Genomic DNA, 23,363 nt, shown 5'->3' on the forward strand with positions numbered 1-23,363 from the left:
GGTCTCACCCCCAACGCTTGAATATCAATGACGTATTCACCCCGCCAAAGGCAAAGTTGTTGTTCATCACATATTCATTACTCATCCGCCGGGGTTCGCCGACGATATAGTCCAGTTCGCCGCACTGAGTATCAATGTCCACCAGGTTGAGCGTATGGATATAACGGTCGCTGTTGAGCATCTCGATACTGAACCATGACTCCAGCGCGCCGCATGCGCCAAGCGTGTGACCGAGGAAGCTTTTTTGTGAGCTGAGTGGCATGCGCGAGCCGAACAGGCTGCTGGTGGCCAGGGTTTCGGCGATGTCGCCCTGTTCTGTCGCAGTGCCGTGGCCGTTGACGTACCCGATGGCGTCGGGCGGCAGGCCGGCGTCTTCCAGAGCCAGTTCCATGGCGCGGCGCATGGTGGCCTGCTCGGGACGAGTACTGTGGGCACCGTCGGCGTTGCTGCCGAAACCGACGATCTCGGCGTAAATGTGCGCGCCGCGTGCCTTGGCGTGCTCAAGCTCTTCAAGCACCAGCATGCCGCCGCCTTCGCCAATCACCAGGCCGTCGCGCCCGCTGTCGTATGGGCGTGGTGTGGTGTGGGGGGCGTCATTCTTGAGGCTGGTCGCGTACAGCGCGTCGAAGACCATCGCCTCGGTCGGGCACAACTCTTCGGCACCGCCCGCCAGCATCAGCGGCAGCCGACCGAACTTGATCGCCTCGTAGGCATAGCCGATGCCTTGACTGCCGCTGGTACAGGCGCTGGAAGTCGGGATCAGGCGTCCGGTCAGGCCGAAGAAGATGCTGATGTTGGCGGCGGTGGTGTGCGGCATCATTCGCACGTAGGAGTTGGCATTCAGGCCCACTGCGACGGAATTGATCAGCATGTTGCCGAAGGCCTTGATTTCATCTGTGCTGCCAGTGGACGACCCGCACGCTGTACCCATGCGACCATCGCGAATGATCGGATCATTCAGCAACCTGGCGTCGATCAGTGCCTGCTCTGCTGCGGCCACCGCCAGTCGTGACACGCGGCCCATGCTGCGCAGTTGCTTGCGCGTCCAGTGCACGGGCACTGCGAAGTCGTCCACAGGACCAGCCAGTCGGGTATTCAGTTCTGCAAAACGGTTCCACTCGTCCATCCGGCGGATGCCACTGCGATTGGCGCTAAAGCTCGCCTCGATAGTCGGCCAGTCGCTGCCCACCGAGGTAATGCCGGACATACCGGTGACGACCACACGCTTCATCAGCACAGTCCCCCGTTGACGGCCAGTACCTGACGGGTGATGTAGCTCGCCTCGGCCGACATCAGGAAGTTCACCGCACCAGCGACTTCCTCGGGTGTGCCCATGCGTTGCGCCGGAATCATTTTCATCAGTTCGTCCACCGGCACGTTCTCGTCGAGCATTGCCGTGTCGATCAACCCCGGCGCGACGCAGTTGACGGTGATCTTGCGCTTGCCCAGTTCGATGGCCAGTGCCTTGGCCGCACCGATCAGCCCCGCCTTGGAAGCGCTGTAATTGACCTGGCCACGATTGCCGATCAGGCCGGAGACCGAGGTGATGCAGACAATGCGACCGGCCGCACGCCGACGAATCATCGGCATCGTCAAGGGGTGCAGAACGTTATAGAAACCGTCCAGATTGGTCCGCAACACCTGATCCCAGTCGTCATCGCTAAGCGCCGGAAATGCGCCGTCACGGGTCAGCCCGGCGTTGAGCACCACGCCGTAATACGCGCCGTAGGTCTCCACATCGTTTTCCAGAATCGCCTTGCAGGCAGCCCGGTCCGATACATCGAATTGCAGCACGCGGGCCTGACGGCCCAGCGCAACGATTTCGGCCTGCACGGCTTCGGCTTCGTTGCGCCCGGTGCGGCAATGCAGGATCAGGTCGTAGCCGGCCCGGGCCAGGCGCAGGGCGATGGCGCGGCCGATGCCACGGCTGGAGCCGGTGACCAGTATTGATTCAGTCATGCCGGGGCTCCTTCAGCCAGATAGTCAGCAGTGTTGGGCGGGCAATATACATTGAGTCGGGCAAAAGCCTCGATCCCAGGTCCGGTAAGCGTGCATTCGAACACACCCATGCCGCTGTCGTCCTGCAAGGAGCGCACGGCATGGACAGTCAGTTCACTGCCCAGCGGGAAGCGCGTTACGTTGCAGTCGAACTTGCGGCTGCCAAGCAAAAAGCCCAGTTTGACCGCTTCGCCCTTGCTGCGTGCCTGGCAGCCGGCATAGGCAGCAACGCTCTGGGCCATCAGCTCTATGCCGAGCCAGGCAGGCAGGCTGCCGTCCGGCTGGTTGAACAGGCCGTTGGCTTGCACGGTCAGGCGGGTTTGAATCTGTTCTTCGTCAAAACCCAGCACCTGATCGATGAGAATCATGTCGCCGGCATGAGGGATGAGTTCGGCGAGCGGCCAATCGATCATGGGGCATCTCCGATAATCAGGCTGATGTTGTTGCCACCGAAGGCAAACGAATTGCTCATCATGTAACGAGCATTTGCAGGTGTCAGGCGCGAGCCTGAGTGGGTCCAGTGCAGCGCAGGCAAGAGCGGATCGGCCTCGCCGTCCCACAGGTGCGGGGGCAGGGCCTGTTCGGTATTCTCCGGTGCCAGGCTCAGCCAGCAAAACGCCGCTTCCAGCGCGCCTGCCGCGCCCAGGGTGTGGCCGCTGAGCGGTTTTGTCGACGAGCAGGGCACGCCATTCGGGAACACCGCCTGCACGGCCAGGCTTTCCATCGCGTCGTTATGCGGCGTGGCGGTGCCATGCAGGTTCAGATAACCGATCTGCTCCGCCTCGAGCCGGGCATTGCGCAACGCTTGCAGCATGGCATCGCGCGCACCACGTCCGGTGGGTTCGGGGGCCGAAATGTGGTGAGCGTCGCAGCTGGCACCTGCACCCAGCAGGGCAATCGAGTGCCTGCTGTCGGCTTCGCGAGTCATCAGAAACAGCGCGGCCGCCTCGCCGATATTGATCCCGCTACGGTTGCTGGAGAACGGGTTGCAGAGCTGCGGCGACATGGCCTCGAGTGCCGAAAACCCCTGCAGGGTCAGCCTGCACAGGCTGTCAACGCCACCGCACAGCACCGCATCGCACAGGCCCATGTCCAGCGCCCGCCGCGCACTGAGCAACGCCCGCGAGCTGGACGTGCAGGCTGTCGATATGACGTAGGCCGGGCCGCTCAATTGCAGCCAGGCGGCGAGAAAATTCGCCGGTGCGCCCAGTTCCTGTTGCCGATAATCGTAATCGTCGGGGAAGGTCCGCTCACGCAGCCAGACGGCCATGCTCTCGCTCGCTTCATCGATGCCCGAAGTGCTGGTGCCAATGATCACGCCAATCCGTCCGGCGCCGAAGCGGGTGATGGCCTGGCTGATGTCATCCTCGATCTGCAGGGCGGCAGCCAGCAGCAACTGGTTATTACGGCTGTGATGCAAATGCACGGCAGGCGGAATGGGCGGCAGTGCGGATTTGACCGCGCCTACCGGCAATGCGCGTTCCGGCACCCAGCCGCTTTCGAACACCATGCCCGAGCTGTCGCCCGCAAACAATCTGCGCGACACCTCTTCACGACTGTCGCCCAGCGAGCATGTCAGGCCCAGCGCATTGAGATAGGCAGTCATGGCATGTTCTCGTTGTTCAGCGGTGTGACCTTGTAACTCAACCCGTCCTTGAGGCGGAGGGTGAAGGCATTGGCCGACTGGTATTCGACCAGCCAGCGATCGTCCAGACGGCGCTGCATACCCTGGCGATAAGCCGTGGGGTAGCGGCCATGCATTTCCAGATCCGGCGTCATGGCAAACATCAGTGCAGCAAAAAGCTCGCGGGCTTCGGGATTGGGCGGCAGCAAGCCATCGGCTTGCCACTGCCCGTCGATCAGCAACTGACGCGCCTGCGGGATACCCAGCGGGTCCATCATCGACCAACGCAAACCGGCGTTTTCGCGCTGGATGACCAGCACCCAGTCCTGACGCTGATCAGCTTTTCGGCGTTCGATATGCAGTTGCATCGGCAATTGCATGGTCGGTGCACTGGTCGGCAGCGGGGCCTGTGCAGCACAACCGCCAAGCAGCAGGAAAGCTAAAAACAGTACGCGAATCATGATGCTCCCACTTCCAAAGGTTTGCGGGCCACGACATTGACCAGCGTTTCCTCCCGTTGCCCGAACAGCCTGGGCTTTTGCAGTTTCAGGGCTTCGAGCAGACCGAAATCCCTGGCGCGGCTCCACCACAGGTAAGGGTAGGAAATATGCTGCGCATCGAACTCGAAACCCTGATCGCGGATCATCTGCAGGTACTGGGCCGCGCTTTTCTGAACGTGCATCGGGTGACGGAACAGCCAGCGAATCACCCAAGTGTCGATGTAAGCCTCGGTCGACTCGGCGAACAGCAGATAGCCACCCGGCTTGAGCACGCGATAAAACTCGGCCAGCGCCCGTTCCTGCTCGACCAGATGATGGAACGTCTGATGGCAGAACAGCAAATCGACGCTGGCGTCGGGTACTTGCAAAGCCGCGCAATCGCTGCCGATCAGTTCGACCTGCACGCCTTTTGCCTGCGCTTCCTGACGGCTCATCTCCAGGCTGTGCGGGTCGGCATCGATGCCGATGAATCTGGACGGCTTGAAAACCTTGTTCAGGTGCTGGAACGAGCGGCCCTGCCCGCAACCGGCGTCGAGCAACACCGGCGCAACCGGCGGCGCGCTGGCGAACAGGCTGCGCAAGTCGTCTATCGCCACGCGCAACACGCGGTACTGCCAGGTATGGCTACGCAGAAACCACAGACCGAAGCGGGTTTCTTCGACGTAGCTGTCACTCAGGAACGATCGATTCATGAGCCACCGTCCGCGCAGATTTCCGAGAGCGTGCGCAAGCGGCGTTTGGGCTCGCTGACAAACGGGTTGCGCTCATCCCAGGCATAACCGGCCAGAATGGCACTGATCATGCGGCGGATGTCCGGAGCGCTGCCGGGATAGAAAATCACGTTCTGGAACGTACCGTCGTACCAGCCTTCGACATAGGCGCGAAAGGTGTCGACGCCGCGCTTCAGCGGAACGGCGAACTCGGTTTCCCAATCCACGCTTTCACCCTGCAACTGCCGATTCAGCACACCAGCGGCCATGCTGGCCGAGCGCATGGCGATGGTTACGCCTGAAGAAAACACCGGATCGAGGAATTCCGCCGCATTGCCCAACAGCGCAAAGCTTTTGCCATGCAGGGTTTTGACGTTGGCCGAATAGCCGCCGATGGTTCTCGCAGGCGTGTCCCAGACGGCGTGTTGCAGCACCTTGGCCAGTTGCGGTGTTTCATCGATGAAGGCACGCAGGCAGGCGTCCAGATCGTCGGGCTTGTCCTTGAAACGCTCGGCCGAGGCCACGACGCCTATCGAACAGCGACCTTCGCTGAAAGGGATCGACCAGAACCATACATCGCTGTGCTGTGGATGGATGCTGACGAGGATCTTCTGGCGGTCGAAGGGCGGGCTTTCGATGCGGTCTTCGATATGGGTAAACACGGCCTGACGCACCGGAAAGCCCGATGGAGCTTCCAGATCCAGCAGACGCGGGAGCACGCGGCCATAGCCGCTGGCGTCGAGTACGAAGGTCGCCTGCACGCTGTATTCGCTGCCGTCCTCGCGCTTTACATGCAATACCGGCTGCGGGCTGTCGAAGTCGGCGCTGATGATTTCCTGCTGATAGCGAATTTCCACGCCTTGCAGTTCGGCTTGGTCGGCGAGCAGTTTATCGAACTCGCTGCGCTGCACCTGAAAGGTGGTCGGCTTGCCGTGGCTGAAGGTATCGCCAAAGTCGAAATCGCTGTACTGCTCGCCACGCGCAAAGGCAGCGCCGTTCTTGAGCTGAAAGCCGGCGGCTTGCACGGCGTCGAGCATCCCGGCTTCTTCGACGAAGTCCAGGCAATGGCACAACAGGCTTTCGCCGATGGAGAAGCGCGGGAACCGCTGACGCTCGACGATCAGCACATCGTGGCCCTGGCGTTTGAGCAGGGCAGCCGCGATTGAACCGGCCGGGCCGGCACCGATGACAACGACCTGACGAATTTCCCTATCAGTGATGGGCACAGGTATTCCTTTCCGGTTGGACGGTGGCGGGAGGGGACGGCAAGGGCGCACGCCCCATGCCGGTAAGGGCCGGCATGAGCGTGGCGAGCAGGCTCATCAGCATCAGTGCAAAGTACAACGCCGGGCTGATGAGTTGCTGTTGCAGCAGCAGGTTGAGGAAAACGATTTCGCTCAAGCCGCGAATATTCAGCAGCACGCTTTCGCGCCAGCGGCGGGCACCGGCGAATGACAGCGGAGCCCGGCGCAGGCCGATCCAGTTGCCCAGCATTTTGCTGACAATCGGCAGCACGATCAGCGCGGCGAGTTGCACCGCGCCCAGCTCGCCGATCGCACTGTGCACGTTGATCTGCACAATGCCGAAGGTCAGCAGCAGCGGAATGGCCAGCCGGGTTTGCAGGGAGCCCAGCCGCGCAGTGCTCAGTGGCGGCACCCAGGCCTGGCCGAGACGGGCCATGCAGAGCAGATAACCGATGCCGAAAATCAGTGCGTTGAGCCGGTAATGCTCGGCGACCATCAGCAGAATGAAGAATGTCAGGCTGTACACCAGCGGTTGGCGCAGGCGCAGCAGACGAAACAGCAGCGGTACGCAGGCCCCCAGCAGCGGCAGCAACAGGCTGCTCAGGTGCAGGCTGCCCTGAGCGAGGGCAAACAGGCTCCAGCAGGTCAGATCGATGAGGATCGCGGTCTGCACCAGACGCCGGGTGGCAGCGGGAGGGTAATCGATGTGCTGCAGATACAGATAAAGCACCGGAATCGCAGTGATGGCGAACACCAGCCCGATGGCCAGCGAGCTGATCCAGGTTTGCTCCGGCAATAGCCATACGGCGCAGGTCAGCCCGGTCAGGAAGGGCACCAGAAAGCTCGGTACGGCGATTTTCAGGCTCTGGCGATCGAGCCGCAGGTCGATCACGTCGCTGAGAATCTGCCCCAGCACGATGGCAAATGCCAGGCCGTACAGGCTTTTCAGCCAGACCGGAGACACCAGTTGTGCGCCGCTGAGGTGCCAGTGAGGCTCGATCCAGAACAGCATCAGCAGCGGCAGGCCGAAAGTCGCCAGCAGTAACTGGCTGACGATGGGAATCAGGCCAAGCCGTCGCCCCGCCCAGGTGGCCAGTGCAAACAACGCCAGCGCCATCAGCCAGAACACTGCGACCATCATGCGCGCGTCTCCGCTGACTCGGCAGGTGCCTGAGGCGCTTTGCGCGGGCTGGCCCACGGTGCCAGAAGAAAGCTGAAGGCCAGACCCAGGCTGACTGCCAGACCGAAATTGCTGATCGCCGGGGTGCCGGAAACAGCCAGCAGCCCGAACGACAGCCAGGTGGTGACCGCTGCCAGCAGCGTACCCAGCAGGCTGACCGCCGCGCCGCCTATCTGCTCGCGCATCAGAATGGCGTAGTCGACGCTGATCGCCGTGACCAGCAGCAGGCCGAACAGGCTGAACAGGGTCAGCGGCTGACCCAGCCAGCCCAGGCTGGCGAGGCTGCACAGGGCGGCCAGCAGGGGCAGGGCGACGATGCGCAATGCGCCGTTGAAGCCGAACGGCACAATCAGCAGCAGAACAATCAATACGCATGACGCCAGCTTCAATTCCGCTGCGCTGATCTGCGTGTGGGCAAACACCTCATTGAGCTCGCCCAGACGGTCGACCAGTTGCACGCCTTCCAGGCCAATGGCCTGCACGCGGAGCAACGCCATACTGTTCATGCCACGCAGGCTGACAATGCTTGCCACGCCTTCATCGGTGGTCCCCAGCCACAGCGTTCGCCACGGTTCGCTGAGCGGCCCCTTGAGCGCCTCATCAATGTCTTGCGTGGGCAACGCCTGCAATTGAGTGAGTTCAGCTTTCAGGGCACTGGCCGGAACGCCAAGCTGCACCAAGGGGGCCCAGTGTTGCGGCAATTTGCTCAGTGCGTCGCGGGTCAACTGTTGCTCGGCAGGCGAATCCAGCAACTGGTTGAGGGCCATGTAACCCTGCAGCTTGTCCATGCTGACCAGTTGATCGAGCCGCTGGGTCAACTCGGACTGCCGGTCCAGCAACTGCTGTTGATCCTTGCCGCGCACCAGGAAGAACTGGCTGGTGGGTTGATAACCGGTGATCCGCGCAATGGCCTGGGCTTCATCGGTCAGCGCCTGAGGTGCCGCTACCCATTGGCGGATATCGTTCTTGGTGGTCAGGTGCCAGAGCCCGCTGCCGCAGAAGGCCAACAGCAGCGCCAGCAGGATTGGCGTGCTGATGCGCTGCAACAGCGCGGCGCGGCAATCGAGCATCAATTGCGCCAGCTTCAGCGGCCATTGCGCAGGGCTTATTTGGACGTTTGCGAGCAGTGCCGGCAGCAGGCACACCGCTGTCAGGTAAGCGCCGATCAGGCCAGCGGCGGAGAACACGGCAATTTGTGTCAGTGCCGGAAACGGTGTCCAGGCCAGCGCCAGATAGCCGATGCAACTGGTGATCAGGCTCAGCGTCAGGCCCGGCAGGGTCAGGCGCAAGGCGGGCCAACTGCGCCAGGGTTTCAGGCTCCAGCTCTTGGACAGGTAATGCAGCGGGTAATCCACCGCCACACCAATCAGGCTGGAACCCAGCACCAGCGTCATGACGTGCATGCTGCCAAACAGCGCCACGCAAGCCACTGCACCGAAGAGCATGCCGACTACCACCGGTACAAACGCCAGCAGCACGCTCCAGCGCCGGAAGGCCAGCAACAGCAGCAATAGAATGCCGACCGTTGCGCCACCGCCGACCCAGGTGATTTCCCGACTGGCCTGCTTCTGCCCGTCGGCGGCGTACAGCAGGCCGCTGGCGGCGAGCAATTGCCCACCGGCCTGCTGCGCCTGCACCCGCGCTTTCGCCAGCAGGTCGGCAACCTGGCCTGGCAGGTGCAAGTCGAAGGCATCGGTTCGGGTTCGCGAACGCAGCAGCACCCAGCTTTTGCCCTCGGCGCTGGCAATCAACGCGCCGCTGGCCAGATCCGCCTCGACCGAGCCCTGTTTCGGCAGCCCGTTCTGGATACGTCCGGTCAGCCCCAGCCAGTCATCCTGACCCGGCACCAGGCTGAACCCGGAAAACGGGTCGAACAGCGTCTGTACGCGCTGCTCGATGAAGGTTTTCGGGTCGTCGATCAGCAGGGCGCGATCCACTGCCGGTAACATGGCGATACGCCCTTGCAGCAATTGTGTGCGCAACGCAGGCAGATCAGCCTGCAGCGACCACTGGACCTTCTCGAACAGGCCGCTCGATTGCCATTGCTCGGCCAGCGTGCGTGCCAGCTCGACGGCTTGTTGGCGATCGGCGTGGCCGACCAGCACCAGCATTTCGCGATTGAGCGGCTCCTGCATACGCTTTTCGGCGCTGACTACCCGCGCGTCGTTGTCAGTGCCCGGCACCAGCTCCATGAGGTTGGCCGACAACGGCGAGCGGTCGTGCCACTGCCAGCCGGCCAGCGCCACTACGCCCGCCAGAATCAGCAGGAACAGTCGCGGCAACAGCCGCTCAGTTGTTGAAGTCATGACGCTGTGCATCGGTCAGTGTCGGGGAGCTGCTGCTGTCGATCATTTTCAGGACTGTGCTGTCGCCCTGGGTTTCCAGTAACTCGATACGCTGAACCAGTTCGCCGCCCTCAATGTTGATCTGTTTAAACACTTGTTGCAGCAGCATCGAGCGCGGCGTGAGCGTGAGATGCCAGGCGTTTGCGTCACCCTTGAGCTGCAAATCGAAGTCCCGTTGCAGGCCGCTGCTGTCGCCTTGCAATACAGCAAGAAACAAACGGTTCTGCTCGGCCCCGGCGTTCTTGTTCGGGACGGGCTTCCAGGTGTCGACGTCGCCCACGGTTTCACGGCGGGCAATACCGCTGGCATTGATGCGGTAATCCTGTTCAAGCGGTGTTTCCAGCAGCCAGAGCAGTCCGAAATCCTTGGCGAGCACGAAGCGGCCCTTGCTGAGCAACGGTTGCGGCAGGGCGCGCAGGTGTTTTTCCTGAATGAAACGGCCTTGCACCACCGCAGGTCGGGCGAGCTGGTCGCTCAATTGCTGCAGGTCGAAAGCCTGCGCCAGAGAAGAAAGACACAGCAAACCCAGCAAAATCAACGTGCGAAGCGGGCGGTTCATGGCAAGGCGCTCTCTATGGCTGTTTCTACGGCATCGATAAAGACCCGGGGCGAGGCCAGTTGCATTTCCCGGCTCTGGCTGTCTACCGCGACCTGCACGGTGCTGGCGCGGGTCAGGCGGTCGCCGGTGTGTGCGTCGGTGATCAGGTAATTGATCTTCAGACGGTTCTCCCACTCCACCAGGCTGGCCCGCACGTTCAGTGTCTGGCCGAACACTGCGCTGCGCACATAGCGCAATTGCAGGTCGATCACTGGCCAACCATAACCGGATTCGAGCATCTGCATGTAGTTATGCCCGATGCAGTCCAGCAACGCGCAACGTGCGACTTCCAGGTATTTGATGTAATGCCCGTGCCAGACAATGTTCATCATGTCGACGTCGAAAAAGGGCACCACGATTTCAGTGTCGATGTGCAGAAAACCCTTACTGCGCATGCAACCTCCAGTGGCGGTTGGCGATATGTTCCAGGCACAGGCGCAGTTCGCTCTCCAGCGCCCGGTCTTCGATGACGGGGGCAAAGTCTTCGCCCAACTGCTGATGCATGGCTGCCAGCGCCGGAGGCAGTGGGCGCGCATCGGCGGCCTTGCTGCGCAGCCAGACGCCCTGATTGGCGGCGATCAGCGTGGCGGCGGCAACCTGCTCGGTCAGTTCCAGCACCCGGATGGCATCACGCGCGGCGATGGTGCCCATGCTCACCTTGTCCTGATTGTGGCATTCGGTAGAGCGCGAGAACACACTGGCCGGCATGGTGTTTTTCAGGGCTTCGGCGGTCCATGCGCTGGTGCCTATCTGTACCGCTTTGAAGCCATGATTGAGCATGGCCCGTTCGGCGCTGGCCCCCGACAGATTGCTCGGCAGACCGTGGTTGTAACGCTCGTCTACCAGCAGCGCCAGTTGCCGGTCGAGCAGGTCTGCGACATTGGCAATCAGGGTTTTCAGGCTGTCCATGGCAAAGGCGATGTGCCCGCCGTAGAAATGTCCGCCGTGCAGCACACGGCCGGCCTCGGCATCGATAATCGGGTTGTCGTTGGCACTGTTCAACTCGATCTCGATGAATGAACGCAGCCAGCTCAGGCTGTCGGCCAGCACGCCGAGTACATGCGGCGCGCAACGCAGCGAATAGCGGTCCTGAAGACGATGCAGCGGCGCAGTCGGTGCGTCGATGGCCAGGTCCTGACGCAGCCATGCGGCCACCTGCATCTGGCCCGGATGCGGCTTGGCGGCGAACAGGCGCTCGTCGAAATGTTCCGGGTTGCCTTGCAGCGCCACCACGTTCATGGCCGTGATACGGGTTGCCAGTTGTAGCAGGTAATCGGCACGGGCGAACGCCAGGCAGGCGATACCGGTCATGACGGCGGTGCCGTTCATCAGCGCCAGCGCTTCCTTGGGGCGCAGCACCAGCGGCGTCCAGCCCAATTCACGGTGCACATCGATGGCCTGGCGGCGTTCACCGCGGAACATGACGTCGCGCTCGCCTGACAGTGTCGCCGCCACGTACGACAGTGGTGTCAGATCACCGCTGGCACCCACCGAACCCTCTTCAGGGATCAGCGGCAGCACATCCTGATCGATAAATGCCTGCAAACGCTCCAGCAGTTCGACACGCACACCGGAAACGCCCTGACATAACGACTGCAAGCGCGCCGCCAGCACTGCGCGAGTGGCCTTGGCATCCAGCAGTTTGCCCAGCCCACAGCCATGAAACGTGTACAGATGACGCGGCAATGCCTCGACATGCTCCAGCGGCACGGCGACCACGCAAGAGTCGCCGTAGCCGGTAGTGACGCCATAGATCACGCCTTCCTTGTCCAGCAGCGAATCCAGAAACTGCGCGCCACGGGCAATGCGTGCACGGAACTCGCCGTCGCTTTGCAGCACGCTCGGCACCTCACGGTTGGCCAGTGCCAGCACATCTTCGATACGCAAGGCATGCTCGCCGAAAGTGATCGGGTCAGGAGCTTGATTCGTCATCGGACTTCCAGAATGGGTAGAAATTGAACCACTGCTGCGGCGCTTCCAGGCAATAGTGCCCAAGGCGCTCGGCATAGCGCGTGGCCCAGTGGGCGATGACTTCGGCGCGGTCGCTGCGCCGCCACTCGATGGCCTCGGCGAACGGTTCGAGAATCACCCTGTAGCCCTTCGCTCCCTTGAGGCAGAAAAACAGATTGACCGGGCATTTGAGCAGGCCGGCCAGCAGCCAGGGGCCTTGCGGGAAGGTGGCAGGCTGACCGAGAAAGTCGACCCGTACATTGCGCCCGCCATGCAGCGCGACGCGATCACCGGCGATGGCCAGCCACTCGCCTTCGTCCAGGCGCTGGCTTAATTGCAGCATGATGGCCGGGTCCAGCTCGCTGACCTGGATCAGACGCAGATTGGTCGCTCCGGCCTCACCGAGCAGGCGATTGAAGCGTTCGGCGTGCTTGGTGTGCACCAACACGTTCATAGTGACTTTTTCACCGAGTTCGGCCAGCGCGCGGCACACTTCAAGATTGCCCAGGTGCGCCCCGACCAGCATCTGCCCGCGCTCGCCGCGCAGGTTCTGGCGCAGTAGCGCCGGGTCGATGATCTCGATCTGATCGATGCCCAGCCTGCCGTTCCAGACGTCCAGCTTGTCGAGCAACGCATCGGCAAACGCCATGAACTGACCAAACACTCTGCGCTGACTGGGGCGCAGTTCCGGCCTGGCGCTCCAGTCCGCCAGGCGCTGCTGGTATTCGTGGATGCTGTGTCGGGCGCGTCGGCCGAACACGAAGAAGTACAGCACGATGCCATACAACACCGGGCTGAGCAGGCGACGACCGAGCACGCGCATCCCCCAGGCAGTGAGTTTCATGAGCATGAAGCTGCCACGCTCCTGATGACTGGCCCAATGTTCCCTGGGCGACTTGTCGACGCTCATGAGCGCCACCGCCGCCATAGCAGCACCGGCAGGCGGATCAGCATGCCGAAGAACAGTTTGGCGTGCATTTTCGAGATCAATGCGTTGTCGTGAAACAGGCGGAAGTGCGACAGGCCGTCCTGCGGGTAATGAACCCGTGTCGGCAGCCAGCGCATCGCCTGACCACGCCAGGACAGGCGCACGAGAATTTCCGAGTCGAAGTCCATGCGCCTGCCGATCCGCACGCTGTCGATCAGCGCCAGCACCGGAGCCAGCGGGTAAAGCCGGAAGCCGCACATGGAGTCGCGAATGTGCAACGACAGCGTGTTGATCCACACCCAGACGTGAGTCAGGTAGCGCGCGTACAGGCGGCCTTTGGGGACGCTCTCGTCGAACCGTGGATAGCCGCAGATCAGCGCGTCCGGGTACTGGCGCGACTGCGCCAGAAACAGCGGAATATCGCTCAGGTCATGCTGGCCGTCGGCGTCGACCTGCAACGCATGGCTGAAACCCAGGCGCGCCGCCTCGCGGAACCCTGCCATGACAGCGCCACCCTTGCCCTGATTGACTGGCAGACGCAACAGATAAACAGCCTCACCTTGCGCCAGTTGCTGTAACACGACGGCGCAGGCGGGGCTGCTGGCATCGTCCACCAGTATGCAGGGCAGGCCGGTGCCGCGGACGGCCTTGACCACGTCGGGCACGGCCAGTTCGTGGTCGAACACCGGAATGATCACGCAAGGTTTATGCATGCTCACCCTCCAGCACGATGCGGCCGCTGGAGCAGGGGGCGCCGTCGGCGTTGTGAAAGGCGAAATACAGCTTGGAACGCGCCGCATCGAAACGCAGCGTCAGTTTGAGGCGGTCACCCGGGCGCACCAGTTGCTGGAATTTGAGCACTTCCATTCCGGCAAACCCGGATGGCAGGGCGAGCAGGCGCTGGCCCAGGCTGAACGCCCAGTCAACCTGCACCACGCCCGGCAAGACCGGAGCCTTGGGGAAATGGCCGCTGAAAAAAGCCAGATCGGGCGGGACGATCAACCGCAAATGCAATTCGCCGTCGACAGCCTGCTGGTCAAGCACTTCCGGCTGTTTCGGTCGTGGTGCCATGAGCAAGGCCTGAACGTGCGTCTGCACCAGTTTGCCCTGTGCATTGAGCGGCATCTGCCGCAGCAGACGCCAGCGACGCGGCAGGGCAATGGTTTCGCAATGCGGTCGCAGGTGCTGCCGCAACGTTTCGGTCAGCGCCCGACGGCCCTGATTACGCAGGGCCAGCAAGCCCTCATCGCTGAGGACCAGCAGCGCGCCGAGTGACGCACGGTTCTCCTGAACCACGCCAAGGCGCGCCTCGCAGACCCAGTCATGAGCTGCCAGCGCCTGCTCGATCAGTGGCAGTGAAATGCGCTTTTCTTCGAGTTTGACAATACGGTCCAGCCTGCCCAGCAGCTCAAAGCGCCCGTCTGCGCCGATCAGCACCGCATCGGCGGTCTGCTCGACATGACCGGGCGGCAGATAGGGCGAGCTGATGCGCAGGGCACCTTCGCTGTCCTGGCTCAGCTCTACACCGTCGAAGGCTTGCCAATGTTGCTCGCCCTGACGCCAGGCGATGCCGCCGGTTTCCGAGCTGCCGAGAATTTCCGTCGGCCACTGGCCAAGACGTTGCTGCAGGCTCTGCGCGGCTTCAGCCGGCAATGCGCCGCCGGATGAAAACACCCGGCGCACGGCACTGAGGCGGTTCCAGTCGAGGTTGTCGCCCATGCGCTTGAGCAGCGCAGGGCTGGCAACCCAGGCAAATGAGGGGTATTCGCGGCTGGCGCGTTGCAGGTCTTCGGCGAACGGCAACTGACGGCGCAGGAACGGACGCGCAGCGCACAGCGGCCATAGCAAACGGAACAGCAGGCCATAAATATGTTGAGTGGCGACACTGCCGATCATGCACGCCGAACCAAGCTCCGCGCCCCACAGTTGTTCCAGCCCGCAGACTTCGCTGGCCAGTTGACGCAGGCGCTTTTCGATCAGCTTGGACTCGCCGCTGGAACCGGAGGTGCACAGGCTCAACCGGCACTCATCAAGGTCAAGCTCTGCCGGAGCGAGCTGCGTGGCGTACAGGTCGCTTAGCGGTGTGTCATCCGTCAGGTCGGTCAGCCACAGGTCCACCTGACTCGCCCAGCGCTCACGGGTCTGGCCCTGCAAGTCTGCGGGCAACAGCACATGCACGCCCGCCCGCCAGGCGCCAAACAAGGCGATGGCCAGGTCTGCCGCATCCTCAAGGTGTACGGCGAGGCGCGTGATGCCTCGGGCTTGCAGACCGGCGGCCACGCTCAGTGCCTGGTCACGAAACTGCGCGTGGTTCAGGCTTGGGGTCAGAGCCAGCAGCCGGTCGGGAAGGGCGTCGAGCAGCAAGTGTTCCAGGTTCAACCAGTTCATGCGATCCATTTCATTTGCCGCCCGCAGCGGATGGGCGGACGATCCATTCAACAGAGAACAACAGGCCCATCAACCCGTAGGAAATCAGGCCGGTGTACAGCGTCCACCAGGACAACGGTGCCCACAGTGTCAGGATGGCTGCAGTGAGGCCATTGGCCAGAAAGAACAGGCACCAGATCTGTGTCACTTTACGGGTGTAGCGGATGCCCGATTCAGGCAGTTCGGGGCGGTTTATGCGCGCCATTTTTTCCACGATCGGCGGGCCGTAAACAAGGCTTGAGCCAAACAGGCCCAGCATGAATGTGCTGACCAGTACCGGATACCAGCGCAGCATCACATGGCTGTCGAGCGTGCCGAGCACCATACAAAAGACCAGGGCGACAACCGCCATTGCCAGGCTGCCGGGCTTGCGCTCGCCCGTCAGCGCACGCGCCAGCCACAGGCCGCCCAGCAGCAGCGCGAACTGCCATGGCGCAAAGTGCTCGGTTCCCCAGTAAACGGCAAATGGATACAGCACACCGGCCAGCACCAGAATCAGGCCAATCAGCCGCTTCATTCGGTGGTGTTGACCAGTTTGTAGACGGCCTCTACCACGTCGTTCACGGTCCTGACCGACTTGAACTCTTCAGCGGCAATCTTCTTGCCGGTCTTGCGTTTGATGTGGTCGATCAGGTCCACGGCATCGATGCTGTCTATTTCCAGGTCCTGATAAAGGTTGGCGTCAAGCGCGACCCTCTCGGGTTCCAGTTCGAACAGTTCCACCATGGCGGTACGCAGGATTTCGAAGATGTCTTCACGGGTTTGCATGTTCAATTCTCAGGCCGGTTGTCTGGCGCTGACGAAGGCCGCAAGGCTGTCGACGCTGGCGAAATGGTTACGGGTGTCCTTTGCGTCGGCATCGATCTTGATGCCATAGCGCTTCTGGATGGCCAGGCCCAGTTCGAGCGCATCCACCGAGTCCAGTCCCAGTCCTTCGCCAAACAGCGTCATATCGTTGCCGATATCCTCCGGGGTGATGTCTTCGAGGCCCATGGCATCGATGATCAACAATTTAATGTCCTGGTGCAGATCGCTCATCTGAGGCGAGCTCCTTGGTGAAATAGTCATGCAGGTAATCGTTGAGCTTGCGGGACGCTACGGGCGCGGGGCCCAGCGCACTGAAGGCGGTCGGGTCTATATCGGCACCGACGCGCAAAATGAAGTGCACGCGGCGTTGCGGAATGCGATACCAGGGTTCGGCCTTGGTCAGGGTGGTTGGCTGGACCTTGATGGTCACCGGTGTGATAACGCTCGCCCCACGCAGTGCAATGGCAGCCGCGCCCCGGTGAAAGACCGGTGGCTGGCCGGGCTGGGTGCGTGTTCCCTCCGGGAAGATGATCAGTGTCTGGCCGGTCTGCAGGCGATCCACGGCGGCGTCGAGCATGTCCATGCTGCCATCGTTACTGATGTAACCGGTGGAGCGCACCGGGCCGCGGGTGAACGGGTTCTCCCACAGGCTGCGCTTGACCACGCAGTTGGCGTCACGTACCAGACCGATCAGGAACACGACGTCGATCAGCGACGGATGGTTGGCAATGATCATCTGCCCGGCACGGCCAAGCTTTTCGGCACCCTGCACTTCATAGGTCAGCACACCCATGCGCGCCATGATGCGGATGAACAGCCAGAACAGCCGGCTGATGGTCCGTCTGGCGCGGCGCTGATGACTGGCCGCACTCCCGGGCAGGCAACTCAGGAGCGGAAAAACGAACAATCGCAGGCACAGACCGCTCACCCCGAACAGGGCAAAGCTGAAAGCGGTTGCCAGCAGACGCCAGTAATAAGCATCCCGACCTTTTTTCAGTTGTTGCGTTGCCAGTTCCATAACCGGTTATTCCAGGGGTGCAGGCAGACGGACTGATGGGTGTGCAAGGCTCGCAGCAGGTTCAGTGCATGTGGCCACTGGGGCCGCTCGGTGCCTTGCGTATCGGTGTTCAGAGACAATTGCCACTCATTCCCGGCGGTCAGCAGCAAGCCGACGGCGTAGGGAAAGGGCACGTCATCAATCCATTGGGCATAAGCCTGCGGTGGCTGCTCTTCAGTCACCACAAGCAAGACTGCTTCTGCACCCTCGGCCAGCAACGCAGCGGCCTCGAACGCTCCATACTCCAGCCCGTCACCTGCGGCGGCCAGGGCTGTCATCTCACTTGTTTCACCGCGCATGATCGACCACAGACCAATCACCGCGTTATGCACCGAAAGGCTGAACTGGGTCGGCGAAAGCGGTTCGTTTGCGGCCAGATCACGCAGGATTTCAAATGTTCTCGGGGTTTCTCCGTGGCGCGAGACAAACACCAGCGGTACGCGCCCCAGGCCTTCAGTCAATGGCCAGCCGACGGCAAATGCCATTCTCGCCATGCGGCCCAGGCGGCGACGTTGCATGGCAGGCAGAAAAGACACGTCCGGCGCGGCGTCACTGGTTTCCAGCAGCGTCGGATCAAGGCTCCATTGCAGCCAGTCGTCTGCGCTCGCCAGGCCCGGAGCCCAAGCGTGCCATCGTGCAATGTTGAAGGTGATCAAGGCTTCTCTTCCCGCCCCTGCGGGCTTGTTTCTCGCTACATCGATATCAGGTCGATATCAGCCTGGGTGCGGTAATTTGACCGAGTGCGCGCATTATCCCGATGGGGGTCATGACTAGCAAATTTGTTACATAAAAATCGTTTACAGGCGTGTATTTTAAAGTTCAAGTCTGATCCCGCGAGACAGACAGACAAGTGCCGTTTTGCGATAAGCTCGCCGCTGTCATATGCATTGCCTAGACTCGACCCTTCAAGGTCGTTATCGGCCACTCCTGCTGTTTCTTCATCTTTCAAGGAATCCAAAGCATGCGTCGCGTGGTATTCAATCAGAAGGGCGGTGTCGGCAAATCGAGCATCGCCTGCAATCTGGCTGCAGTCAGCGCTCACGAAGGCTATCGGACGTTGTTGATCGATCTCGATGCCCAGGCAAACTCGACTCAGTACCTCACAGGTCTTACCGGACAGGATATTCCGATGGGGATTGCCGAGTTCTTCAAGAACACACTGTCGGCAGCTCCGTTCGCCAAGAAGAACCACGTCGATATCTATGAAACCCCGTTCGACAATCTGCATGTGGTCACGGCCACTGCGGAGCTTGCCGACTTGCAGCCCAAACTCGAGGCCAAGCACAAGATCAACAAGCTGCGCAAATTGCTGGACGAACTGAGTGAGGATTACGAGCGTATTTACCTGGATACGCCCCCGGCACTGAATTTTTATGCGGTTTCGGCGTTGATCGCGTCTGATCGCGTCCTGATTCCATTCGACTGCGACAGCTTCTCCCGGCAGGCGCTGTATGGGCTGATGCGCGAGATCGAAGAGCTGAAAGAGGATCACAACGAGGATCTTCAGGTTGAAGGCATCATCGTCAACCAGTTTCAGCCCAGGGCCAGCCTGCCGCAGCAGATGCTCGACGAACTGATCGCCGAGGGCCTGCCGGTGCTGCCGGTCTACCTCAACGCCTCAGTGAAAATGCGCGAGTCGCACCAGGCCAACCTGCCCCTCATCCACCTCGACCCACGGCACAAGCTGACACAGCAGTTCGTTGACCTGCATCACCTGCTGGAGACCAATGCTCATCCGTGATGGGTATGTACCGCGCGTAGCACCCAGCGTTATACACAAGTCTGCTTTTGATTCTGGCCGAAAGCAGTGTGAGCGGCCTCGTCCGCGAAAGGGCCTGTAAAGTCACCGAACATGTATCGTCTGAAATACCGTATTCGCTCGTCCACGACCTCGCGAGACGTAGGAGCGGACTTGTCCGCGAACTGCCGGGAACCGGCAGCAAAACCGATGCATACGTTACATCAGGCGCGACCGAGATAACCTGTCTCAGGGACGTTTCGCAGACCTTCGCGGACAAGTCCGCTCCCACGCCCTCTGGACCGAAGCCGAATCTGCCGGATGATGTGGGGATCGGGCGGCGCTTTGCTTGTCCGCGATATCTAGGTTTTGTAGGAGCGGACTTGTCCGCGAACTGCCGGGAATCGGCAGCAAAACCGATGCATACGTTACATCAGGCGCGACCGAGATAACCTGTCTCAGGGACGTTTCGCAGACCTTCGCGGACAAGTCCGCTCCCACGCCCTCTGGACCAAAGCCGAATCTGCCGGATGATGTGGGGATCGGGCGGCGCTTTGCTTATCCGCGATATCTAGGTTTTGTAGGAGCGGACTTGTCCGCGAACTGCCGGGAACCGGCAGCAAAACCGATGCATGCGGTACATCAGGCGCGACCGAGATAACCTGTCTCAGGGCCGCTTCTCAGCCCTTCGCGGACAAGTCCGCTCCCACGCCCTCTGGGCCGAAGCCGAATCTGCCGGATGATGTGGGGATCGGGCGGCGCTTTGCTTGTCCGCGATATCTAGGTTTTGTAGGAGCGGACTTGTCCGCGAACTGCCGGGAACCGGCAGCAAAACCGATGCATACGGTACATCAGGCGCGACCGAGATAACCTGTCTCAGGGCCGCTTCGCAGCCCTTCGCGGACAAGTCCGCTCCCACGCCCTCTGGGCCGAAGCCGAATCTGCCGGATGATGTGGGGATCGGGCGGCGCTTTGCTTGTACGCGATATCTAGGTTTTGTAGGAGCGGACTTGTCCGCGAACTGCCGGGAACCGGCAGCAAAACGCTCAGACACAGAAATCATCGCGACCTGAGCACCTCGGGAGTGTAGCTGCCGTCTCTGAGTGAGCAGGCCAGATGCTCGGCATGCAGCCGCGCGGCCAAGGCCCGTTCGGTGGAAATGGTGACAGCAGCGTCCATGTCGGCGTGGACGTGTTCCTGCGAGGCGTTCAGCCGGTTGCTGCCGGGTTTGCAGCCGCACTCCACTGCGTGCCCCTGCGTGGCAACCGCCACCAGATCGTCGACATACGTCGGATTGCCCTGAGCAATGAAACCGATGCTCGTGCACATCGGGCACCATACCGGATCACCCATGCGGGCAACGCGGCGCTGGTCGATGACTTCGCTTGAAGACCCGCTCAGCACAAACCCGCCGGCGGTGGTTGGATCGCCTTCCCTGACTATAAACGACATGGCAGTGCTTCCTGTGGGTTCTGGAAGCCTCAAGGCTAGGCGAAAATCGGCTGCCCGATTGTGCAAAAGCCCTGTTAAAGACCGGTCCTACGCAAACATCAGCAGGGCGTTTCGCAAATGTTACGCAGTCCGGCAAAAAATGATCACGATTCCCATCGTTACTCCAGCCGTAACGATTCCGCTCGCCGCTTGATTGATGCTCGCCCCCCATCGCTCCTAAGGTGGCCCACGACAGCAAAATCGTGGAGCGATCATGACAACAACAACTTCCCCTGACGCACGCTGGACTCGTCGTCGCAGCGAGAAGCAGCGGCGTCTGGAGCAAGTGCGGGCGTTGGCCGATGGTGTGCTGTTGCCGACCGACAAAATCGTCGCGGCACTGGAGGCCCTGCTGGTTTCCGGTGATCGTGTGGTGCTTGAAGGCAACAACCAGAAGCAGGCGGACTTTCTGTCCCGCGCGTTGGCCAAAGTCGATCCGGGCAAGGTGCATGACCTGCACATGATCATGCCCAGCGTTGGCCGTGCCGAGCATCTGGACCTGTTCGAACAGGGCATTGCGCGCAAGCTGGACTTCTCGTTCGCCGGCACGCAAAGCCTGCGCATCAGTCAGTTGCTGGAAGACGGCCTGCTGGAAATCGGCGCGATCCACACCTACATCGAACTCTATTCACGGCTGGTGGTGGACCTCATCCCCAACGTGGTGCTGGCGGCAGGTTTCATGGCCGACCGCGCCGGCAACATCTACACCGGGCCCAGCACTGAAGACACTCCGGCGCTGATCGAGCCGGCCGCATTCAGCGACGGTATCGTCATCGTCCAGGTCAATCAACTGGTCGACGACGTCAGCGAGCTGCCACGGGTGGACATCCCGGCTTCGTGGGTAGATTTTGTGGTGGTCGCTGACAAGCCGTTCTATATCGAACCGTTGTTCACCCGCGACCCGCGTCATATCAAGCCGGTGCACGTGCTGATGGCGATGATGGCGATTCGCGGCATCTACGAAAAACATAACGTCCAGTCCCTGAACCACGGTATTGGTTTCAACACCGCCGCCATTGAACTGATCCTGCCGACCTATGGTGAGTCGCTGGGTCTGAAAGGCAAGATCTGCCGCAACTGGACGCTCAATCCGCACCCGACGTTGATCCCGGCCATCGAAAGCGGCTGGGTCGAGAGCGTGCATTGTTTCGGCACCGAGCTGGGCATGGAGAACTACATCGCCGCCCGTCCGGACGTGTTCTTCACCGGACGCGACGGTTCGTTGCGTTCCAACCGCCAGCTCTGCCAACTGGCCGGGCAATACGCAGTGGACCTGTTTATCGGCGCGACCCTGCAGGTCGATGGTGACGGACATTCTTCAACCGTCACCCGTGGCCGTCTGGCAGGCTTTGGTGGTGCGCCGAACATGGGCCATGACCCACGCGGTCGGCGTCACGCCACACCGGCCTGGCTCGACATGCGCCAGCAGCATGACGATGGCCCGGCGGCTTATCTGGAACGCGGCAAGAAGCTGGTGGTGCAGATGGTCGAGACGTTCCAGGAAGGCGGTAAACCGACCTTCGTCGAAACACTGGATGCCGTTGAGGTGGCGAAAAAAAGTGGTATGCCGCTGGCACCGATCATGATCTACGGCGACGACGTCACCCATCTGCTGACAGAGGAAGGCATCGCCTACCTGTACAAGGCGCGCAGCCTTGAAGAGCGTCAGGCGATGATTGCGGCGGTGGCCGGTGTGACGGTGATCGGCCTGCGCCACGACCCCAAAGACACGGCACGCATGCGCCGTGAAGGGCTGATTGCGCTGCCGGAGGACCTGGGTATCCGGCGTACCGATGCCAACCGTGAACTGCTGGCTGCCAAGAGCATTGCCGATCTGGTTCAGTGGTCCGGTGGTCTTTATAACCCGCCTGCCAAATTCAGGAGTTGGTAATGAGCGCACTCCAATTGACACCGCAACCGGCTTCGCTGGCCGAGCGACTGGCTGATCGGGCCGTGGATGCCCTGATCGACGAAGCCGACCTGTCGCCCAAACCTGCATTGGTAGACCGGCGTGGCAGCGGCGCGCACACCGACCTTCACCTGGGCCTGATGCATTCCTCGGCGCTGTCACTCTGGCCGACCTTCAAGTCGATGGCCGACGCCGCTCTGCAATTCGGCGTGGTGGGCCAGCCATTGCGTGAAGCGCTGGGGCGTCTCGGTCGCGAAGGCGAGGCCACGATGTTGCGCACTACCGCCGGGGTGAATACGCACCGCGGTGCGATCTGGGCGCTGGGCCTGTTGGTGACGGCTGTCGCGCTGGATGTTCAGGATTGTTCAGCCGAGGCCGTCTGCGCACGTGCTGCCGGTCTGGCACAGATCACGGATCGTCAGGTAATCGCACAAAACAGCCACGGTCATGCAGTGGTTCGCCGCTACGGCGTCATGGGGGCCAGAGAGCAGGCGCAACAAGGCTTCCCGGCCGTCAGGCATTTCGCTCTGCCGCAGTTGCAGCGCAGCCGTGCGGCTGGCGGTGGCGAACAGAACGCCCGGCTGGATGCACTGCTGGCCATCATGACCACCCTGGCCGACACCTGCGTGCTGCATCGCGCCGGCATCGAAGGGTTGCGCACCATGCAGCACGGCGCACAGCGGGTGCTTGACGCGGGAGGCAGTGCCAGCCTGGCCGGTCGCCGCGCACTGAACGAACTGGATCAACAACTGCTGGCACTTAATGCTTCGCCTGGCGGTGCGGCCGATCTGCTGGCTGCCTGCCTGTTCATCGATGGCCTGGAGCCTGCGCTCGGCCCTGTTTCGAGGAATGTCTGA

At 61.6% G+C, this 23,363-nt stretch carries 24 protein-coding genes; 3 read left to right on the forward strand and 21 right to left on the reverse strand.

Going from position 1 to position 23,363, the window contains the following annotated elements; genetic code table 11:
* Positions 1 to 4: 4 nt before the first annotated feature.
* From MME58_RS01735 to MME58_RS01830, 20 genes are read right to left on the reverse strand one after another with little or no spacing between them, the layout of a single operon-like run.
* Positions 5 to 1,231 (reverse strand): beta-ketoacyl-ACP synthase, encoded by a 1,227-nt coding sequence (locus tag MME58_RS01735; RefSeq protein ID WP_055004891.1) that lies wholly within the window; start codon positions 1,229 to 1,231, stop codon positions 5 to 7.
* A complete protein-coding gene (fabG, locus tag MME58_RS01740) occupies positions 1,231 to 1,959 on the reverse strand; it encodes a 3-oxoacyl-ACP reductase FabG (RefSeq protein ID WP_054987998.1) in 729 nt (242 codons plus the stop codon). The genes MME58_RS01735 and fabG overlap by 1 nt, the downstream gene beginning before the upstream one ends.
* On the reverse strand, positions 1,956 to 2,411 hold the full coding sequence (locus MME58_RS01745; protein ID WP_054987999.1) for a hotdog family protein: 456 nt from the start codon (positions 2,409 to 2,411) through the stop codon (positions 1,956 to 1,958). The genes fabG and MME58_RS01745 overlap by 4 nt, the downstream gene beginning before the upstream one ends.
* Complete coding sequence (locus tag MME58_RS01750) at positions 2,408 to 3,604, reverse strand: beta-ketoacyl-[acyl-carrier-protein] synthase family protein (protein WP_054988000.1); 1,197 nt, start codon at positions 3,602 to 3,604, stop codon at positions 2,408 to 2,410. Before MME58_RS01750 ends, MME58_RS01745 begins: the two co-directional genes overlap by 4 nt.
* Positions 3,601 to 4,083 (reverse strand): hypothetical protein, encoded by a 483-nt coding sequence (locus tag MME58_RS01755; RefSeq protein WP_055004890.1) that lies wholly within the window; start codon positions 4,081 to 4,083, stop codon positions 3,601 to 3,603. The genes MME58_RS01750 and MME58_RS01755 overlap by 4 nt, the downstream gene beginning before the upstream one ends.
* Entirely contained in the window at positions 4,080 to 4,814 is a 735-nt protein-coding gene (locus MME58_RS01760) for a class I SAM-dependent methyltransferase (RefSeq protein ID WP_055004889.1), read from the reverse strand. Before MME58_RS01760 ends, MME58_RS01755 begins: the two co-directional genes overlap by 4 nt.
* Positions 4,811 to 6,058: an NAD(P)/FAD-dependent oxidoreductase gene (locus tag MME58_RS01765; RefSeq protein ID WP_054988003.1), complete on the reverse strand. Its 1,248-nt coding sequence runs from the start codon at positions 6,056 to 6,058 to the stop codon at positions 4,811 to 4,813. The genes MME58_RS01760 and MME58_RS01765 overlap by 4 nt, the downstream gene beginning before the upstream one ends.
* A complete protein-coding gene (locus MME58_RS01770) occupies positions 6,045 to 7,217 on the reverse strand; it encodes a hypothetical protein (RefSeq protein WP_055004888.1) in 1,173 nt (390 codons plus the stop codon). Before MME58_RS01770 ends, MME58_RS01765 begins: the two co-directional genes overlap by 14 nt.
* Positions 7,214 to 9,562, reverse strand: a complete 2,349-nt coding sequence (locus MME58_RS01775; protein ID WP_055004907.1) for an MMPL family transporter — start codon at positions 9,560 to 9,562, stop codon at positions 7,214 to 7,216. Before MME58_RS01775 ends, MME58_RS01770 begins: the two co-directional genes overlap by 4 nt.
* The gene (locus MME58_RS01780) at positions 9,546 to 10,160 is read right to left on the reverse strand and encodes an outer membrane lipoprotein carrier protein LolA (RefSeq protein WP_054988005.1); all 615 of its coding nucleotides are present in this window, start codon (positions 10,158 to 10,160) and stop codon (positions 9,546 to 9,548) included. The genes MME58_RS01775 and MME58_RS01780 overlap by 17 nt, the downstream gene beginning before the upstream one ends.
* Positions 10,157 to 10,594: an acyl-CoA thioesterase gene (locus MME58_RS01785; protein ID WP_054988006.1), complete on the reverse strand. Its 438-nt coding sequence runs from the start codon at positions 10,592 to 10,594 to the stop codon at positions 10,157 to 10,159. The genes MME58_RS01780 and MME58_RS01785 overlap by 4 nt, the downstream gene beginning before the upstream one ends.
* Positions 10,584 to 12,131, reverse strand: coding sequence for an HAL/PAL/TAL family ammonia-lyase (locus tag MME58_RS01790; RefSeq protein WP_055004887.1), 1,548 nt, complete (start codon positions 12,129 to 12,131; stop codon positions 10,584 to 10,586). Before MME58_RS01790 ends, MME58_RS01785 begins: the two co-directional genes overlap by 11 nt.
* Positions 12,112 to 13,059: an LpxL/LpxP family acyltransferase gene (locus MME58_RS01795; RefSeq protein ID WP_054988010.1), complete on the reverse strand. Its 948-nt coding sequence runs from the start codon at positions 13,057 to 13,059 to the stop codon at positions 12,112 to 12,114. Before MME58_RS01795 ends, MME58_RS01790 begins: the two co-directional genes overlap by 20 nt.
* Positions 13,056 to 13,790 (reverse strand): glycosyltransferase family 2 protein, encoded by a 735-nt coding sequence (locus tag MME58_RS01800; RefSeq protein WP_055004886.1) that lies wholly within the window; start codon positions 13,788 to 13,790, stop codon positions 13,056 to 13,058. The genes MME58_RS01795 and MME58_RS01800 overlap by 4 nt, the downstream gene beginning before the upstream one ends.
* The gene (locus MME58_RS01805) at positions 13,783 to 15,465 is read right to left on the reverse strand and encodes an acyl-CoA synthetase family protein (protein WP_054985134.1); all 1,683 of its coding nucleotides are present in this window, start codon (positions 15,463 to 15,465) and stop codon (positions 13,783 to 13,785) included. The genes MME58_RS01800 and MME58_RS01805 overlap by 8 nt, the downstream gene beginning before the upstream one ends.
* Before the next feature lie 10 nt (positions 15,466 to 15,475).
* On the reverse strand, positions 15,476 to 16,021 hold the full coding sequence (locus MME58_RS01810) for a COG4648 family protein (protein ID WP_055004885.1): 546 nt from the start codon (positions 16,019 to 16,021) through the stop codon (positions 15,476 to 15,478).
* Positions 16,018 to 16,272 carry an acyl carrier protein gene (locus MME58_RS01815; RefSeq protein ID WP_054985132.1) on the reverse strand — a complete coding sequence of 85 codons (255 nt, stop codon included), beginning with the start codon at positions 16,270 to 16,272 and terminating at the stop codon, positions 16,018 to 16,020. The genes MME58_RS01810 and MME58_RS01815 overlap by 4 nt, the downstream gene beginning before the upstream one ends.
* A gap of 9 nt (positions 16,273 to 16,281) precedes the next feature.
* Positions 16,282 to 16,542: a phosphopantetheine-binding protein gene (locus MME58_RS01820; RefSeq protein ID WP_055004884.1), complete on the reverse strand. Its 261-nt coding sequence runs from the start codon at positions 16,540 to 16,542 to the stop codon at positions 16,282 to 16,284.
* Positions 16,517 to 17,329: a lysophospholipid acyltransferase family protein gene (locus MME58_RS01825; protein ID WP_054985131.1), complete on the reverse strand. Its 813-nt coding sequence runs from the start codon at positions 17,327 to 17,329 to the stop codon at positions 16,517 to 16,519. Before MME58_RS01825 ends, MME58_RS01820 begins: the two co-directional genes overlap by 26 nt.
* Positions 17,305 to 18,024 carry a beta-ketoacyl synthase chain length factor gene (locus MME58_RS01830; RefSeq protein WP_054985130.1) on the reverse strand — a complete coding sequence of 240 codons (720 nt, stop codon included), beginning with the start codon at positions 18,022 to 18,024 and terminating at the stop codon, positions 17,305 to 17,307. The genes MME58_RS01825 and MME58_RS01830 overlap by 25 nt, the downstream gene beginning before the upstream one ends.
* Before the next feature lie 305 nt (positions 18,025 to 18,329).
* On the opposite strand from MME58_RS01830, the gene MME58_RS01835 reads away from it, so the two are divergent.
* Complete coding sequence (locus MME58_RS01835; RefSeq protein WP_054985129.1) at positions 18,330 to 19,109, forward strand: ParA family protein; 780 nt, start codon at positions 18,330 to 18,332, stop codon at positions 19,107 to 19,109.
* Positions 19,110 to 20,165: 1,056 nt separating this feature from the next.
* Here the strand turns inward: MME58_RS01835 and MME58_RS01840 are convergent.
* Entirely contained in the window at positions 20,166 to 20,558 is a 393-nt protein-coding gene (locus tag MME58_RS01840; protein ID WP_054986814.1) for a PAAR domain-containing protein, read from the reverse strand.
* Between the two features lie 253 nt (positions 20,559 to 20,811).
* Here MME58_RS01840 and mdcA point away from each other — a divergent pair, with 253 nt between their 5' ends.
* Positions 20,812 to 22,488, forward strand: a complete 1,677-nt coding sequence (gene mdcA / locus MME58_RS01845; RefSeq protein WP_054986813.1) for a malonate decarboxylase subunit alpha — start codon at positions 20,812 to 20,814, stop codon at positions 22,486 to 22,488.
* Positions 22,488 to 23,363, forward strand: coding sequence for a triphosphoribosyl-dephospho-CoA synthase (locus MME58_RS01850; protein ID WP_054986812.1), 876 nt, complete (start codon positions 22,488 to 22,490; stop codon positions 23,361 to 23,363). Before mdcA ends, MME58_RS01850 begins: the two co-directional genes overlap by 1 nt.

The organism is Pseudomonas syringae pv. tagetis (assembly GCF_022557255.1).
Taxonomy (GTDB): Bacteria; Pseudomonadota; Gammaproteobacteria; order Pseudomonadales; family Pseudomonadaceae; genus Aquipseudomonas; species Aquipseudomonas caricapapayae.